16 protein-coding genes are annotated in these 15666 nt (G+C 70.3%); 6 read left to right on the forward strand and 10 right to left on the reverse strand.

Annotated elements, in window-relative coordinates:
- Positions 1–35 precede the first annotated feature (35 nt).
- Both ACFYWM_RS29655 and ACFYWM_RS29660 read right to left on the reverse strand, forming a co-directional pair.
- Positions 36–185, reverse strand: coding sequence for a hypothetical protein (locus ACFYWM_RS29655; protein WP_389920068.1), 150 nt, complete (start codon positions 183–185; stop codon positions 36–38).
- Positions 186–239: 54 nt separating this feature from the next.
- Positions 240–791, reverse strand: a complete 552-nt coding sequence (locus tag ACFYWM_RS29660) for a flavoprotein (RefSeq protein ID WP_389920071.1) — start codon at positions 789–791, stop codon at positions 240–242.
- 112 nt (positions 792–903) lie between these two features.
- On the opposite strand from ACFYWM_RS29660, the gene ACFYWM_RS29665 reads away from it, so the two are divergent.
- The 3 genes from ACFYWM_RS29665 to ACFYWM_RS29675 all read left to right on the forward strand — a co-directional run bounded on the left by ACFYWM_RS29665 (position 904) and on the right by ACFYWM_RS29675 (position 3228).
- Entirely contained in the window at positions 904–2154 is a 1251-nt protein-coding gene (locus ACFYWM_RS29665; RefSeq protein WP_389920074.1) for a helix-turn-helix domain-containing protein, read from the forward strand.
- A 400-nt stretch (positions 2155–2554) separates the two neighbouring features.
- Positions 2555–2968 (forward strand): ATP-binding protein, encoded by a 414-nt coding sequence (locus ACFYWM_RS29670; protein ID WP_389920077.1) that lies wholly within the window; start codon positions 2555–2557, stop codon positions 2966–2968.
- A complete protein-coding gene (locus tag ACFYWM_RS29675) occupies positions 2965–3228 on the forward strand; it encodes a hypothetical protein (RefSeq protein ID WP_362693183.1) in 264 nt (87 codons plus the stop codon). Before ACFYWM_RS29670 ends, ACFYWM_RS29675 begins: the two co-directional genes overlap by 4 nt.
- Here ACFYWM_RS29675 and ACFYWM_RS29680 read toward each other — a convergent pair.
- From ACFYWM_RS29680 to ACFYWM_RS29700, 5 genes are all read right to left on the reverse strand, one after another.
- Entirely contained in the window at positions 3225–4358 is a 1134-nt protein-coding gene (locus ACFYWM_RS29680; protein ID WP_389920081.1) for a methyltransferase domain-containing protein, read from the reverse strand. The genes ACFYWM_RS29675 and ACFYWM_RS29680 overlap by 4 nt on opposite strands.
- Before the next feature lie 2 nt (positions 4359–4360).
- Positions 4361–5293: a radical SAM protein gene (locus ACFYWM_RS29685; protein ID WP_389920084.1), complete on the reverse strand. Its 933-nt coding sequence runs from the start codon at positions 5291–5293 to the stop codon at positions 4361–4363.
- Between the two features lie 223 nt (positions 5294–5516).
- Positions 5517–6374 carry a DUF5753 domain-containing protein gene (locus tag ACFYWM_RS29690; RefSeq protein WP_389920086.1) on the reverse strand — a complete coding sequence of 286 codons (858 nt, stop codon included), beginning with the start codon at positions 6372–6374 and terminating at the stop codon, positions 5517–5519.
- Positions 6375–6391: 17 nt separating this feature from the next.
- Complete coding sequence (locus ACFYWM_RS29695; RefSeq protein WP_389920089.1) at positions 6392–6904, reverse strand: DUF6879 family protein; 513 nt, start codon at positions 6902–6904, stop codon at positions 6392–6394.
- A complete protein-coding gene (locus ACFYWM_RS29700; protein WP_389920091.1) occupies positions 6885–7154 on the reverse strand; it encodes a hypothetical protein in 270 nt (89 codons plus the stop codon). Before ACFYWM_RS29700 ends, ACFYWM_RS29695 begins: the two co-directional genes overlap by 20 nt.
- A 250-nt stretch (positions 7155–7404) precedes the next feature.
- On the opposite strand from ACFYWM_RS29700, the gene ACFYWM_RS29705 reads away from it, so the two are divergent.
- Positions 7405–7536 carry a hypothetical protein gene (locus ACFYWM_RS29705; RefSeq protein WP_389920094.1) on the forward strand — a complete coding sequence of 44 codons (132 nt, stop codon included), beginning with the start codon at positions 7405–7407 and terminating at the stop codon, positions 7534–7536.
- A 382-nt stretch (positions 7537–7918) separates the two neighbouring features.
- Here ACFYWM_RS29705 and ACFYWM_RS29710 read toward each other — a convergent pair whose 3' ends face one another.
- Complete coding sequence (locus ACFYWM_RS29710) at positions 7919–8857, reverse strand: GlxA family transcriptional regulator (RefSeq protein ID WP_389920096.1); 939 nt, start codon at positions 8855–8857, stop codon at positions 7919–7921.
- A gap of 86 nt (positions 8858–8943) precedes the next feature.
- On the opposite strand from ACFYWM_RS29710, the gene ACFYWM_RS29715 reads away from it, so the two are divergent.
- Both ACFYWM_RS29715 and ACFYWM_RS29720 read left to right on the forward strand, forming a co-directional pair.
- The gene (locus tag ACFYWM_RS29715) at positions 8944–10167 is read left to right on the forward strand and encodes an MFS transporter (protein ID WP_389920098.1); all 1224 of its coding nucleotides are present in this window, start codon (positions 8944–8946) and stop codon (positions 10165–10167) included.
- A 149-nt stretch (positions 10168–10316) separates the two neighbouring features.
- Entirely contained in the window at positions 10317–11957 is a 1641-nt protein-coding gene (locus tag ACFYWM_RS29720) for an ATP-binding protein (protein WP_389920100.1), read from the forward strand.
- A 131-nt stretch (positions 11958–12088) separates the two neighbouring features.
- On the opposite strand, the gene ACFYWM_RS29725 is transcribed toward ACFYWM_RS29720, so the two are convergent.
- Complete coding sequence (locus ACFYWM_RS29725) at positions 12089–13966, reverse strand: serine/threonine protein kinase (protein WP_389920103.1); 1878 nt, start codon at positions 13964–13966, stop codon at positions 12089–12091.
- Between the two features lie 316 nt (positions 13967–14282).
- A complete protein-coding gene (locus tag ACFYWM_RS29730; protein WP_389920106.1) occupies positions 14283–15644 on the reverse strand; it encodes an FAD-binding oxidoreductase in 1362 nt (453 codons plus the stop codon).
- Between the last annotated feature and the right edge of the window lie 22 nt (positions 15645–15666).

Here is a 15666-nt window from a genome sequence, read left to right on the forward strand (position 1 = left end):
GTCCGGCCGGTCGACACCACTCTGCCCTCACGCGGTCACGAGTTGCCCGTCTGACGGCCCACTCGGCTCGACGCCCGCCACCAGAACGCGCCGCGCCTGGCCGAACTCGTGCTGCGCGGCGCCTCCGTCTTGACCAGCCGCCGGCCGGGCTTGAAAGCCCTGGCCCGGCGGTTGGTCACGGTCATGCCCGTACAGCCGATGCCCGTCAGAGAGAAGCTCGGTCTCGTGTGCAGCGGTGATCAAGGTTTGCAGGCGGATCGTACTTCCTGAAGTTCTTCGCGAAGCTCGTCCCAGGGGAAGGTGACCGCTCCGGGCTCGCCCGAGTTGGGGGCGGGGAGCCGCTCCACGTCGAAGATGACCCGCACGCCCCACTCGCGCAGCAGGGCCAGGCTGTTGGCGAAGGCAGGGTGGCGGGCGAGTGCGATGTTGGGCCAGGGCACGGCCACGAGCGGCAGTCCGAGCCCGAGCGCCTCGTTGAGCAGTCCCAGGGCGAGGGTGTCGCTGATGCCCTGGGCCCACTTGTTCATCGTGTTGAAGGTGGCGGGCACCACGGCCATCGCATCAGCAGGGGGAAGGACGTCCGGCTCCTCGGGGCGCTTGTAGTCGCTTCGCACCGGGTATCCGGTGAGCTGTGCGAGCCGTGTCGTGTCGACGAACTTCGTCGCCGACGGTGTGGTGACCACGCAGACGGTCCAGTCCTGCGCTTGGGCTTGGCCCACGAGACGGGGAAGCTCCGCGGCCGGTCGCCCTCCACACGCGATCACATACAGAACCGGCTTGCCGCTCGTCATGTTCCGCCGCTCTCCTCACTGCAGAAATCACTTAACGTTGTCACCCGATGACGTAGCGACAGGGCTACTGTGAGCCCAGGCGAACACTACGTCCGAGGGCCGAGGTCCTGCCATGGCGACGCGACACAAAGATCCCGGCGAGGCGGACCGGCTCATCGGCCAACGCGTCCGCGCGCTCCGGCTACGCCGAGGACTCGGCTTGCGAGCCTGCGCGGAACTCTGCGGACGCACCGAAGAATGGCTCCGCCAGGTCGAACGCGGTGAACAACGCCTGGACAAGCTCTCCACACTGGTCGGCCTGGCTCACGTGCTCGGAGTCCGCGACCTTGCCCTCATCGTGGAGAACCGCCTGGACGGGCTGACCTGCAGCCGCAGCGAGGGCGGCAGACTCCAGCACGAGGCGGTGCCTGCCATCCGGAATGTGCTCTCCACCCCGACCTTTCCCGCCCAGCCGGTCAGTGACCTCACGATCGAGATCGGCAGGGTACGGCGTCGGCTGGCGATGGCCTGGTCGGCCTGGCATCGGTCCGCCCGGCCGTACACGGCGCTGGGCATCGTGGCTCCCGGACTGCTGCGAGACACCCTCGGTCTTCACCGGTCGGCGCAGCACTCCGAACGTCCCCAAACCTGGGCGATCCTGGCCGAGGTGTTCCAGTTGGCCCAGCGGTTCCTCTACTGCGTCGGTGAGCCCGAACTCGCGGCCCGCGCTGCTGATCGCGCGATGGTCGCCGCCGAGGAAACCGACGACCCGGTCCTGATCGCGACCTCGGCCTGGACCTCGACCATGGCCGCCCTGGGCCGTGACCAGATCGACGAGGCATGCGAGATCGCCACGACGGCGGCCGACCATCTGCGGCCCGCTCTTGGCACGTCCGGCAACGCGCTGTCCGCGTGGGGCTCTCTTCAGCTGTTCACCGCGATCACGTACGCGAAAAATCGACAGACCGCGAACGCCTGGCGGCACTGGGACCTCGCACACCGCGCGGCGACCACGCTGGGACCCACCCACCACAACCCGCTGACGATGTTCGGGGAAACGAACGTGGCCATCTACGCCGTCGCCATCGAGGTGGAGGTCGGCTGCTCTGCCGCAGCGGTCGACCGCGCGAAGGCGATCTCGATCTCCACCATCCCCTCGTCGAACCGCCGCGCGCAGCACCTCATCGACCTGGCACGCGGCCAACTCCACCGCCGCGACCCCGACCAGGCGCTGACGTGCCTGCTGATGTCCGAACGGCACTCCACGGAAACGATCGTCTTCAGTCCGGTCGCCCGGCAGACCATCACACAGATGATCGAGAAACAGCGCCGCCCCGCACGCCCCCTCCTCGATCTCGCCGCCCGAGCCCGCCTCATCGGATAGCGACCCCCAACCGCTGGTTGGGTTCTCCGTCCAAGGCCCGTCGTACGGTCAGCGGCATGAACCGAGAACGTGTCGGCCAGGAAGCCCTTCAACGGGCACTGCGGGAACCGGCTGAAGAGCCGAGAGCACGGCGCCTCCGTGTACGGCTCCGCGACGTCGAAGACCGCCCGATCCGCCGAACCCGGGGCCGGTCCACATCTGCGGTCTCCCTTGCCGGACGTGGAGCGTACAAAGGCCGGCGTCCACGGGCCTGATCTCCACTCGTCCGGGACGCCGGCCTCTCCATCCCGCGATGACACAGCAGGATTCGGCTCACCGGTGATGGAGATCGGTCCTTTCTCTGAGCGCGCACGCCAAGTGCGGCACTCCCTCTGTCGGCCTCGCCCTCGCTGGAGCACTTATGAAGACACCTCGAAACGCCCTTGAGGCGTACTGGGATCTGCCCGCCGATCCCGAAGCGGTCGGTAAGGCGCGCGGCCTCGTGCGGGAGACCCTCGCCGCCTGGGACATGTCCTCCGTGGAGGAGAACGTGACCATGGTGGTGTCCGAGCTGGTGAGCAACGCGATCCTGCACGGCAGGGCGCCGATCACCCTCGCCCTGTACCTGTACGGGAGGGTGGTCCGTGGGGAGGTCACCGACCACAGCGCCGGGTGGCCGAACCCGGTCCCGGCCGGTCCGGAGGAGGAGCACGGTCGCGGGCTGGCGATCGTCACGGCCTACGCCGACCGGTGGGGCGTCGTACCGGCGTCGGAGGGCAAGCCGGCGGACGGCAAGACCGTCTGGTTCGTCTGCGCGGAGTGGAGGTCTCGGTGAGCGGTCCGCTGCCCATCGTGGACCTGTCCGACGGGGTGCGCCTGTGTGCGGGGTGCGGAACCCACATCGTCACGCTGGCGGCGGCGGTACGCCTGATCTGGGCCGATGTCACCGACGACGTGATCCCGGCCGAGACCGTCGAGCAGATCACCGCGCCGGTCGCCGACATCTGGGTCGACGTGCTGTGCAACCCGTCCTGCTCAGCGGGCGACCACGAGCCACACCCGGGTCGTTCTCCTCTTCCAGGCTCGTCGGCCTAGCCGATGACGGCGTTCCAGGTGCCGCGCCGCAGGTGGATCGTCCCGTCCGGAGTGACCCGGGCCAGGGCGCCGTACAGCGGGAGTCGCCCATGCCGCAGCCAGTGGTCACGGACCTCGTCCAGCAGGTCCCACAGGCGACGCGGGCCACCCTGATGCACCACTGGTGGCGCCTGCCCGGTCTGCTCGGCGCGTGCCCATGACCCGTCCGTGTGGAGCATGAGCGCGGTGCGGGTGTCGCCGTCGGTCTCGTGGTGGTGCTCGATGCCGGGGGCGGCGAGTTCCAGCATGGACCGTACCTCCCACGACTCGATCACATCCAGCACCGGGAACCTGCCTGGGCCGACGTCCTCGCCGTCCTCGATTCGGGCTCGTTTCAGGAGGGCCCGATCCCGGGGCGGGTAGTCGGCGTCGGCGCGGGTGGGCATGAACATGGCCCAGTCTCGCTCGATGCGACCGATCGCGCCGCCGTCCTCGGTTTTGGTGGCGGTGAGGATGATCGACGTGTTCGTGATGGTGGTGGCGAGCCGTCCCCCGGCCGGGAGCGCTGCCAGCCAGGAGGTGGGGACCGGCCGTACCGACACCATGGCGACGATCCGATCCACCGGCCCCGGCAGAGAGCCGGTGGCGTCGCCGGTCACCATGGACGGCTGGTGGCCGAGTTCGGCCAGTCGTTCCCCGGCCGCCTTGACGAGGTAGGCGTCCACGTCGATCGACGTGACCCGGGCCGCGCCGAGACGGGCGCACAGCAGCGCCGTTCCGTACCCGGAGCCGGTGCCCACGTCCAGGACGGTGGAGGTGTCCTCGATGGCGGCGTGCTCAAGCATCTGCACGACCAGGGTCGGCAGGGTGGACGAGGACGTCGGTTTCCCGGTCGGATGGTCCTGCGGCCTGGCGTGGTCGGCGTGTGACGTGCCGACCTGGGTGACGAGGCTGCGGTCGCTGTAGGCGGCGGCCATCCAGGCTTCCGCGTCGCCGGGCCCGTCCTGCAGGGTCCACGCTCCGTTGCCGGTGGCTTTCCACCAGCGGGGTACGAACGTGTGCCGGGGTGTGTCCGTGATGGGGGTCCGCCACGGTGATCCGGGGCGGGTGGCATGCTCGGCGAGCGCGGAGGCGTGCGGGATCCAGTCCATGCTCAGGAGTCTGCTACCACCGTACCGGCCGTCACCACTGTGCGGCGGGGGATGGTGACCGGCAACAGCAGCGGAGGCGGAGCGACGGTCTCGGCCGGGGAGCAGTCGTTGCCGTCGCTGTCGGGGTTGCACGCCGTGACGGGGCGTCGGCGCGGCACCTGGGCGAGCAGGTTCCGCCACGCGGCGTCCGTGAAGATGTCCGCCAGCGGAGTCCGGCGGACGTCGCCCGCTGAGGGCAGGAACCGCGAGAGCACGCACATGCGGACTTCGCCGTCGCAGGAGACGGCGGCGCGACCGTCACCACACCGGCCGCACAGCTCTGCCACGGTCGGCGTTGTGCCTGCCGGTACGACACCTCGGCCGACACCACGCACCCGGTCGACGCGGATCCGGGCGACGCCGAGCCGCTCCAGTTCAGCACGAGCCTGCTCGGTGCGCTGCCCATCGCCGAGATCGATGATCCCGGCTCGGAGAGGGATGCCGCGGTCGAGTGCCTCGATGATCGCGGCCTGGGTACGGGCATGGCTGCCTGCTCGCCGAGTGAGCCGGTCGTGCTCGGCAGGATCGTCGCTGTAGTAAGACGTCGCCAGTTCGACGCCGGGTTGGGAGAGCGCCTGCCACAGCGGAGGGGGGATGTGCAGGAGGTTGGAGAACACCTCGACCTGCAAGCCGTTGCTGATCGCGTGGTTGAGCAGATGCGCGAAGCCGTGGTGCATGGTCGGCTCGCCGCCGATGAACTGGATCTTGCGGATGCCGGCGGCGGGCGCGGAGGAGATGAGCTGCTGCCAGTCGGCGGTGCTCATGGTGCCGTGGCTCTCGGTGGGGCCGGAGCGGGCGTAACAGTGCGCGCAGACGAGCTGGCAGCGGTTCGTGAGTTCGAGTTCGAGGAACTCCACGGAGGCCGGTGTGAGCGGGGAAAGAGGATCGGTGACCATCATGTGCCCTTTCCGGTCAGGGGAACGTGCCGTGCCGTGAGGTGCGCTGTAGTGCGACTCCACCCTTTGCCGGGAGGGGCGCCGCTGTGGCCGTGGCTCTCGGCTGCGTGTGACGGAGCCGTTGTGCAAGCGAAGGCGATGTGCGGCGGCAGGTGAGCGGATGCTCCTGACGGTAGAAATCAGCGCGTGCGAGGTTCAACGAACTTGCAGGTGCTTGCACAATTCATCGGGTAAGAGCATGCAGCGCGGCCGAGATCAGTGCCCGCGCGTCGGCGCCGTACACCGCGAGTTCGGCAAGCTCGGTGAAAGCGCGGTCGTACATGTCGATCTCGCTGGGCCGCGTCACCGTCAAGTATCCCGACACAAGCTCCACCGACACCTGCTCGGTGCCGAAGATCCAGAACCCCTCGACGGTCCATCGCATCGGAGTCCGATCCGAGCCGAGCGGAATGACGCCGAGGCTGACAGACGGCAGGGACGCCACCACGGTCAGGTGGTCGAGCTGGGCGGCCATCACCTCCCTGCCCCCGATCACCGAGCGCAGCACCGCCTCTTCCACGAGGAAAGCGAACTGATGACCGCCTTCGTGGAGAACGCGTTGCCGTTCCATCCGGGCCGCGACAGCGGCATCCACATCATCGGGGATCGACCGTCGTTGCATGATCGCCCGTAGGACCGCGGTGGTGTAGGCGCGCGTCTGGATGATCCCGGGGACGAGGCTGGGCGCGTAACTACGGAAGCGACGGGTCCGCTCGTACAGCGGCAGTTGCGCCTCCTGTGCCTGCCGCAGACCGGCCCGCTCCATCCGTTTCCACTCGACCCACATCGAGTTCACTTCACGCGCCGCGGCGATCAGGTCGGGAATCTGGTCCTCGGCGTCGCACACCCGGCACCAGACGCGGATGTCGGCGTCGGCGGGCGACGTCTTCGCGTTCTCGATGCGGGAGGTTTTCGACTCATGCCATCCGGCCGCCGCCGCCAGCGCTCGTGCGCTGAGACTCGCATCGAGGCGGATCTCCCTCAGTCGGCCGGCCAGGGATTTCCTGGCCGCGCGGGCGCTGGAGGAGACGGACGAGGGCACGAGAGGACACTAAACGATCAGGTGGGCCGATAGTCCTGGTGGGGTGTCGCCCGCTCCCAGATCGTGTCGAACGCGTCCAGAAGTCGCTTGGCCAGAGCTTCGTCGGCTCGCCGTTCAACCCCGTCCGCGGGCCACGTGCCGTCGCCGGTGAAGTGGTTGAACACGACCACGGATCCGTCGAAGATCCACAGATCACTGCCCGGAACGAGCAGGTCGGCGGCCTGCCGCCGGGGCAGCCACCGGACTTCCTCGCCTGCGGCGATGTTGTGTGCGGCGGTGATGTCGTACTCGTAGCGGATGTAGTCGGTCACCGGTTCGGACACGATCCGAGCCCGCCGTACCCGGACACCCCGGGCGACCGTCGCGACGATCAGATCGAACCAGTCGCTCCAGCGTTCGGCCGGGTCGAACCGGTCTCCTGTCATCCAGGCGAGGTAGTCGGGATCGTTCGGGGTGTAGACGTCCCGGAGCTCCAGGTGCACGGCTGAGGACTGGGCTGCTCTGAGCCCGTCACGGATGTCCGATGTCATTGCTCGCCGCCTCTGTCATGCCGTTCACCTCGGGGAAGAACTGCATCATCACCGCTGGGAGCCGGATCACCGTCTCGTGGCCGGGGATGTCGCCGGTCTTCCTGCACTCCTCCAATATCGCTTCGTCCACCTTGTACGACTGAACGATGTAGTCGCCGGTCTCCTCGTCGATCCAGATCGTCGGAGAGCCGTCGTTCGGAGTGCCGGGATTGATGCCCAGAAACCGTAGCGCCATGATGACCTCCGCCATCGGGAGTATGCACGAACTTGCACCAGCGGACTTTTACCCGGTGTGGCCAGCCGGTAAAGGCTCCCGGCCCGTTGACCGCTGCTCTGGCCGGAGCCGGACACGCCGGTGGGGAGATGCCCCGCCTCTCACCGGTCGGTGTGGGGTGCAGGACTCCGCCGGTGAGGCCGCCGCGGGCCAGGGAAGTGGCGCGGTTGTCGGTTCGGTGAGTTCCCGGACACGCCGTTCGAACTCGTCGAGGGCGTGGAAGGCTGTGCCGCACAGCCGTTGGTCGTCGATGCTCATCTGCGGAATGCGCGAGCTGCGGACATCGCTGCGGAAGGTGCCGCTGGTGCCGGTGGAGCGTCGGCTGTTCGTGGTACTGCGCGGGAAGCCGTGCAGGTAGTCGGTGTCGAGCCGGTCGCCGGTGGAGACGGCCTCCCCGGCTTTTTGACTGAGGCTTGTCTCGGCCCTCGTACGGCATCAGTACGCGCGGACCTGCACCATGGCCACAGCCGCCACACTGCGGGACGTAGAGGTTCGGCGGTTTTACCTGTCTGCTGTTGCCTCGCGTGTGGGCACCCGGACAGGCGCTCGTCGGCGAACTGTCCAATCCTTGTGATGCGGGGGCGAGGTGGTGTGCTGCCGTCATGCTCCAGAAGTCGTCCCCGTCCGCCCGGAGCACCGCTGCCGCCGTGGCGACCGACCCGGCTCAACGAGCGGTATGTCGGGGCTAGGCGGCGGCGCGGTTCGCCGCCGTACGCGCGGCGAACCAAGCCGGACGCCGGTCAGCGGAAGGAGCGCCGGTAGGCGGCCGGGGTGGTGCTCAGGGCCTTGTGGAAGCGGCGGCGCAGGTTGACCGCCGAGGACAGGCCGACGCGCTGGGCGATCGTCTCCACCGGGAGGTCGGTCTCCTCCAGCAGGGCGCGGGTGCCCGCGATGCGCCGGTCGAGCAGCCAGCGGCCGGGGGAGATGCCGAGCTGCTCGGTGAAGTGGCGGCTGAGGGTGCGCGCCGACATCCCCGACCGGGCCGCCATGTCCTCCAGGGTGAGCGGCCGGTCGAGGTTGGCGGTTATCCAGTCCAGGAGCGGGGCGAGGGAGTCGGGGACCGGCCCGGTCGTCGGCAGCGCGGGGTACTGGCGCTGGCAGCCCTCCCGGTGCGGGGCCGCCGAGAGCTGCCGGCCGATCCGCATGGCGAGGGCCGCGCCGTGCTCGCGTCTGACCTGGTTGAGGCACAGGTCGACGGTGGTGGCCGTGGCGCCCGCCGTCGCGACGTCGCCGTGGTCGACGTACAGGACGGTCGCGTCGGCACGAACCCTGGGGTAGAGCCGCCCCAGCTCGTGGGTGAGCTCCCAGTGGGCCGCGGCGCCCCGGCCGTCCAGCAGGCCCAGGCCCGCCGGGACGTGGACGCCCGCGCAGATCCCGACGATCCGCGCGCCGCGGCCGTGGGCGGCGAGGACCGCCGCGCCGAGTTCGGGGGAGAAGTCCGGTCCGGGACACCAGCCCGCGATGAGGACCGTGTCGGCCTCCGCCAGAGCCTCCAGGCCGTCGTGGACGACGATGTCGGCGCCCAGCGTGGTCGGGATCGGGCCGGGCCGCTCGGCGCAGAGCCGGAAGTCGTAGAACTGCGGGATGTCGGGACCGTGGTGGCCGAACACGGCCGACGCGCAGGTCACCGGATACATCTCCTGGACGGGACCGACCAGGGCGACCACGCGATGCCTCATGGCAAGAATGTACCTATTAATGTCATGCGGGGCGTCTGTGGGGACAGGTGCCGATATCCAGAATGAGTGGTCATGGAGTTCGTCACATGACCGCGATTCTCGATCGTGAAGATGCCCCGAGCGCCCCGCCCACGCTCTGGACCAGGGATTTCTCCTTCTATTTCGCGGCCCGGGTGGTGTCGCTGCTGGGCGACGCCATGATGCCGGTCGCGACGGCGCTCGCGGTCGGGGCCGTCTACGGGGTCTCGGGCGTGGGGTACGTTCTCGCCGTCTGGACGGCGCCCTTCGTGCTGTTCGTGTTGTTCGGCGGGGTCTTCTCCGACCGGTTCGGCGCGCGGGCCATGATGGTCGGCGCGGACCTGGTGCGGATCGTCACCCAGGGTGTGCTCGCCGTCGCGTTCCTCACCGGCACCCCGCCGCTGTGGCTGCTGATCGTCGCCTCCGCGCTGTCCGGTACGGCCGCCGCGATGTTCCAGCCCGGCGTCAACGGCATGGTCCCGCTGGTCGCGAAGGACCCCCAGCGGGCCAACGGCACCCTCAAGATCGCTGACGCGGCCACCCAGCTCGGCGGCCCGGTCCTGGCCGGGCTGCTGATGGCGCTGACCGGCGCGGGCGCCGTCTACGCCCTCGACGCGGCCACCTTCCTGGTCAGCGGCCTCTGCCTGGTCCTGATCAGGGTCGCCCCCGGGGCCAGGACGGGGGGATCCTCGACGGTCCTGCTCGACCTGCGGCGCGGCTGGGTGGAGTTCCGCTCCCGCAGCTGGATGTGGTCGGTGATCCTGGTCTGGGTCTTCTTCGGCATGTTCGTCTTCGGCCCGTACATCCCGCTCGGCTCCCGGCTGATCGGCGACCGCCTGGGCGAGGCCGCCTACGGCTGGGCGATGGCCGCCCTCGGCGCCGGCACCGTGATCGGCGGCCTGGTCGCGATCCGCTTCCGCCCCGTCCGCCCCCTGGCCGCGGGAGCGGTCGCCATGATCGGCTTCATCTGCATCCCGCTGTCGGTCGCCCTGGAGCTCCCGCTTCCCCCGCTGATGGCGGGCCACCTGCTCGGCGGCGCCTCCTGGGCGTTCTGGTCGGTGATGTGGTCGACGAGCGTCCAGACGCAGGTGGCCCCGGACGTCCTCAACCGGGTGACCGCCTACGAGGTCGCGGGCTCGGTCTCGGGCGTGGCCGTGGGCCAGGCCCTCGTCGGCCCGGTCTCCTCGGTCGTCGAGCCCCGGGACCTGCTGTTCGTCTCGACCGGCGTCACCGCCGCCGTCTGCGCCGCGCTGCTCCTCATCCCGCCGATCCGCCGCCTGCGCCGGGTCTGACCACCGGGGTGTACGCGCCTCGCGGGTCGCAAACGATCTATGAAGGATCTCCCCGGTGCATACGGCAGTCTCTTTCGGAGTACATACCCTTAAGGGGGGTTAGTCGCCGTTTTGGCGGGTTCGGCAGGAGGTGGGTAAGGGGGGCTGCCGTGACAGTCGGCAACGACCTGGAGGACTGGGCGAGGTACGGGTTCAGCGAGGGACTCGTCAGGGCCCTGTTCCACGGTCTGCGCGTGGGTCTGTACGTGGTCAGCCCCGAAGGGAAGATCCTCATGGTCAACCCGTACGCCGAGAGCCTGCTCGATCGCCCCGCACGGCAGCTGATCGGGGTCGACCCCCACGACCTGCTGCACCGCAACGCCGACGGGAGCCCGGTGCCCCGGGAGGACTGCCAGGTTCTGGCCGCGTTCGCCGAGGGGGTGTACGTCCGCAGCGAGGAGGCGTGGTTCACCCGCGGGTCCGGAGGGCTGATCCCGGTGGGCGTGATGGCGGCCCCGCTCCCGCTGGGCGGGGAGGACATGGGCTCGGTGGTCCTGTTCTACGACCTGTCGCGGCACAAGGCCGTGGAACACAAGCAGGCGGTCGCGCTGGCGGCACTGGAGAAGCTCGCCGACCGGCTGTCGCTGATGGCCGAGATCAGCACCGTGCTGGCCTCCACCCTGAAGGTGGACGAGGCGCTGCGGCGGCTGTCCCGTCTGGTGGTGCCCCGGCTGGCCGACTGGGCGATGATCGACCTGCTCGGCCCCGGTGGCGACAGGGTGGACAGGGTGGCGGTCGTGGTCAAGCAGGGCCGGGACGGTGTCGAGTGCGAGCGGTGGGAGGGGCCGCTCGCGGAGATCTTCCAGGCGCCGATGGCGCAGGTGCTGCGCGGCGGCCCCGCGGTGCTGTTCGGCCCCGCGGATCTGGCCGGGCGGATCGACCCGGAGGAGTGCGGCGTCCAGCGGTCGCGGCCGTACGAGGAACTGGGCGCCCATTCGATCATCGTCGCACCGCTGTGCACGCCGCGCCGGGTGCTGGGCGCGCTCACCCTGGCCCGGTACGAGACCTCCCTGGCGTACGACTCGGCCGATCTGTCCCTCGTCAGCGACATCGCCAGCCGGGCCGGGCTCGCGGTGGACAACGGGGACATGTTCGAGGAGCAACGCCGGTTCGCCTCCTCCACCTCTCACGAGCTCAGGACGCCGCTTTCCGGGCTCCGCGCCCGGTTGGAGGAGGCGCTGCTCTACCCCGCCGACGTCGACCCGCACGAGACCATCAGGGAGGCGCTGGCGGTCACCGACCGGCTGGAGACGATCGTCGACGACCTGCTGGTGCTGGCCCGGCTCCGTGCCGGGGAGCCGGCCGCGTACGAGCCGATCGACGTGGGCGCGCTGGTGGTGAAGGAGGTGGCGGCCATGGCGGGTGGCGTGCCGGTCCACGTCGGCGCGAGCCGGGACGTGAACGTTCCGGGCAACCGGATCCAGCTGATCCGGGTCATCGACAACCTCCTGGTCAACGCCCGGCGACACGCGGACAAGAAGGTCGAGGTCACCGTGGGACGGGTGGACGGCTCGGCCGTCATCACCGTATGTGACGACGGCGCCGGAATCGCGCCGCAGCACCGGGAGCGGGTCTTCGAGCGCTTCGTCCGGCTGGAGGAGGGCCGGCGCAGGGAGCCGGGAGGGAGCGGGCTCGGCCTGGCCATCTCGCGAGGCATCGCCCACGCCCACAGCGGCACCCTCACGATCGAGGACTCACCGCGTGGCGCCCGGTTCGTCCTCCGGCTTCCGCTGGCAGACGGGCGTCCGTAGCCTTCCGCGGACCGGTGCCACCCCGTTCTGTCGCCGTCCCGTCAGACCGTGTCCCGTCAGACCGTGTCCCCTTAGACCGTGTCCCCTTAGACCGTGGAAGACGCCGGCCCGCAGGCGACGAGAACCGGTGCTCAGCCGCAGTGGCTCCAGCCGCTCTTCCAGGACAGCGATCCGTGTGAGCCGCCCCAGATCACACACTTCTTGGCGGCGGGCAGGCGTACGGGGCCCGCGTAGACCGTGAACCTGCCGGGGTTGCTCGCGCTGGAGCCGCCCTGCACCTGGAGGGTCGCGTTCATCGCGATCTTGGAGGGGAAGACGTACCTGGACATGGTGACGACGCAGTTCTTGGCCTGGGCGGCGTTGTAGAGCAGGTAGACGGTCGCCGCGCTGCCCAGGGCCCTGGAGTTGACCACCTTGTAGCCGCTCCCGCAGACGGCGGTGGCCGTGTAGGGGTTGGGCTTCTGGCTCGGCTTGGCGGTGACGGTGGGCTTCGCCGTCGGTTTCGCGGTGGTGGGCCTGGAGCTCGGCTTCGGGGACGACGAGGGCTTGGGGGTGTCACTCGGCTTCGGCGAGGTCGTCGGCCTGGTGGTCGGTTTGATCGTCGGCTTGGTCGTCGGTTTCGTGGACGGGGTCGGCCTGGCGGTGGTGGCCGTCGGCTCGGGGGTCCGCGAGGGGGATCCGCCGGGCTTCGGCGTCGGCTTCCCCGTGGAGTGGTCCTGACCCCCGGTCGGCCCGGAGGACGGCCGCGGGGTGCGCCGGGACGGGTGGGGCGTGATCGCGGAGACCGTCCCGGGTTCCTCCCCCGAGGCCGCGTCGGATGGCCGGGAAGGTTCCTCAGGAGCGTCGGGGACGAGCGTCGGCTCCTGGTCCGCGGCCTCCGACACGGCGGGGGTCGTCGCCGGTCGCGCCGCCGAGGCCTTCCCGTCTTCCTGGAGGAGCACCACTGCCCCGGCCGCCACGCCGAGCGCGGTCACCACCGCCACCCCGGCGAGCAGGAGCCCCACAGGGCGGGGCGCCTTCCTCGCGTCCGGCCCCGGCCTGCCCTGCCCCGATCCGCCCCGCGTGTCGTGCCCGGTCACCGGTGGTCCGGCCTGCCTCGCGGTCGTCCTGGGTACGGCCCCGGGAGCGGGTACGGCTCCGTGACCGGATACGGCTCCCGGACCGGGGAGTGGGAAGGGCGCCGGGCGGGGGACAGGGGCGGTGGGACCCGCGCCCATCAGGTGGCTGACGAGCTGCTCGGCGGTGGGCCGCCGGGCCGGGTCCTTGGACAGGCAGGCCGCGACCAGGTCGCGCAGCGGCCCCTCCAGCGTGCCCAGCTCCGGCTCCGCGTTCAGGATCCGGTTGATCACGACGGCGATGGAGTCCTGGCCGAACGCGGGCGTACCGGTCGCGGCGAAGACCATCGTTACACCCCAGGCGAACACGTCGGCCGCGGGCGTCACCTCGCCGGAGCCGAGCTGCTCGGGCGCGAGGTAGGACGGGGTCCCCATCGCCACCCCGGTCGCCGTCATCCCCGGCGAGTCCAGCGCCCTGGCGATGCCGAAGTCGATCACCACCGGCCCCTCGGGGCCCATCAGCACGTTGGCGGGCTTGAAGTCGCGGTGCAGGATGCCCGCGCGGTGGATCGCCGACAGCGCGGTGGCCGTGCTGACGGCGAGGCGTTCCAGGGAGGCGCCGCGCCGGGGCCCCTCCCGGTCGACCAGCTGGCGCAGGGACGGCCCCGGGACGTACTCGCTCACGATGTACGGGCGGCTGCCGGCCAGGTCGGCGTGCAGCACGGCCGCGGTGCAGAACCGGGCCACCCGCTGCGCGACCGACACCTCGCGCAGGAAGCGGGCCCTGGCCTCGGGATCACCGGCCAGCCCGTGGTGCAGGAGCTTCACGGCGACCTGCTCGCCCCCGGGCCCCCGCCCGAGGTAGACGACCCCCTGGCCGCCCTCGCCGAGCCGTCCGACCAGCTCGAACGAGCCCAGCCGCGACGGATCCTCCCCGGTGAGCGGCTCTGTCATGATCTTCCCCCGAAACAAACCCCGAACAAGCCCCGAAAAAATGGTTTATGTGCGGCAGAACGCTACCAGCGTGAGTGCTGACGGAGATCTGCCGTGACGCGGAAGCACGTGCCGCGGAAGTCCCTGGCTCGGAAGCACGTGGCGCGAAAGCCCTCGACGCGAAAGCCCTCGACCGAAAGCCCCCGCCCCGGAAGCCCGCGGGGTGCAACCACACGACGTGGAAATACGCGGCATGGAAGCCCGCGACGCGGAAATGCGCGGCGTGGAAGTCCGCGGCGTGAAAGTACGCCCGGGAATCGAGCGCTCGGGAATCGAGTCAGATGGCCTTGCCCGGGTTGAGGATGCCGAGCGGGTCGAAGACCCGCTTGATGCCGTGGTGGATCTCCTCGGTGACCGGCCCGGTCTCCAGTGCCAGCCAGCGCCGCTTCAGCAGCCCGACGCCGTGCTCGCCGGTGAGCGTGCCGCCCATCTCCAGGGTCTCCCTGAAGAGCTCGTCGGCCGCCGCCCACACCTGCGGCGGCGGCTCGGTCAGGGCGTGGTCGAAGATGAAGACCGGGTGCAGGTTGCCGTCGCCCGCGTGGGCGACGGTGGTGATCAGCACGTCGTACTTGACCGCGATCGCCTCGATCTTCTCGATCATGTCGGGCAGCACGGAGCGCGGCACGCACACGTCCTCCACCAGGCACTTGCCCAGCCGCTCCTTGGCCTGGTACGCCATCCGCCGGACCCCGATCAGCTCCTCGGCCTCCTGCGCCGACGACGACACCGCCACGAAGGCCGCGCCGTTGGCGGTGCAGAGCTCGGCCATCCGCTCGGAGACCGCGGGGCCGTCGGCCGCGTCCGACTGCGCGATCAGCATCGCCCGGGTCGACTCCTCCAGCCCGATGTTCCGCCAGTCGTCGATGGCCTTGAGCGTGTTGCGGTCGAGCATCTCCATCAGCGACGGCTGGCACCCGGCCGCGATGATCGCCGAGACGGCGGCGGCGGCGTCCCTGAGGGAGGTGAACTCGGCCGCGATCGTCGCCGGGTAGACCGACGGGGCCCTGCGCAGCCGTACCGTCGCCGCGGTGATGACCCCGAGCGTCCCCTCGGAGCCGACGAACAGGCCGGTCAGGTCGTAGCCCGTCACGCCCTTCACGGTGCGCCTGCCGGTGTTGATCACCCGCCCGTCCGCGAGCACGACCTCCAGGCCCATCGCCGAGTCGCGGGTCACGCCGTACTTCACGCACCGCAGCCCGCCCGCGTTGGTGGCCAGGTTGCCGCCGATGGTGGAGATCTCGTACGAGGAGGGGTCGGGGGCGTACATCAGCCCGTGCTCGCGGGCGGCCCGGTCCAGGTCGGCGGTGATGACGCCCGGCTCGACCACGGCCGTCTCGTCGGCGGGGGACAGCTCCCTGATGGCCGCCATCCTGTGCAGCGCCAGCACGACGCACCCCTCGACGGCGGTCGCCCCGCCCGCCAGGCCGGTCCCGGCGCCCCGGGGCACCACGGGCACCCGGTGCTCGGTGGCCCACCTCATCACGGCCACCACGTCGTCCCTGGTGTGGGCGAGCACCACGGCCAGGGGTCTCCCCGGCTCCAGGAAGGTGCGGTCCCGCGCGTAGGAGTCGGTCACGTCGGGGTCGGTCAGCACCTTCTCCGGTGCGAGCGCTGCGACGAGTTCGGAGATAGCGGTCACACGTTGGACTGTACGGCCTGCG

Source organism: Streptosporangium sp. NPDC002721 (genome assembly GCF_042888905.1).
Lineage (GTDB): Bacteria > Actinomycetota > Actinomycetes > Streptosporangiales > Streptosporangiaceae > Streptosporangium.

Bases quoted from the DNA above. Each gene is read 5' to 3' on its own strand.
- ACFYWM_RS29655 (WP_389920068.1), bottom strand. From the start codon at position 185: ATGACCGTGACCAACCGCCGGGCCAGGGCTTTCAAGCCCGGCCGGCGG.
- ACFYWM_RS29660 (WP_389920071.1), bottom strand. From the start codon at position 791: ATGACGAGCGGCAAGCCGGTTCTGTATGTGATCGCGTGTGGAGGGCGA.
- ACFYWM_RS29665 (WP_389920074.1), top strand. From the start codon at position 904: ATGGCGACGCGACACAAAGATCCCGGCGAGGCGGACCGGCTCATCGGC.
- ACFYWM_RS29670 (WP_389920077.1), top strand. From the start codon at position 2,555: ATGAAGACACCTCGAAACGCCCTTGAGGCGTACTGGGATCTGCCCGCC.
- ACFYWM_RS29680 (WP_389920081.1), bottom strand. From the start codon at position 4,358: ATGGACTGGATCCCGCACGCCTCCGCGCTCGCCGAGCATGCCACCCGC.
- ACFYWM_RS29685 (WP_389920084.1), bottom strand. From the start codon at position 5,293: ATGGTCACCGATCCTCTTTCCCCGCTCACACCGGCCTCCGTGGAGTTC.
- ACFYWM_RS29695 (WP_389920089.1), bottom strand. From the start codon at position 6,904: ATGACATCGGACATCCGTGACGGGCTCAGAGCAGCCCAGTCCTCAGCC.
- ACFYWM_RS29700 (WP_389920091.1), bottom strand. From the start codon at position 7,154: ATGGCGGAGGTCATCATGGCGCTACGGTTTCTGGGCATCAATCCCGGC.
- ACFYWM_RS29710 (WP_389920096.1), bottom strand. From the start codon at position 8,857: ATGAGGCATCGCGTGGTCGCCCTGGTCGGTCCCGTCCAGGAGATGTAT.
- ACFYWM_RS29715 (WP_389920098.1), top strand. From the start codon at position 8,944: ATGACCGCGATTCTCGATCGTGAAGATGCCCCGAGCGCCCCGCCCACG.
- ACFYWM_RS29725 (WP_389920103.1), bottom strand. From the start codon at position 13,966: ATGACAGAGCCGCTCACCGGGGAGGATCCGTCGCGGCTGGGCTCGTTC.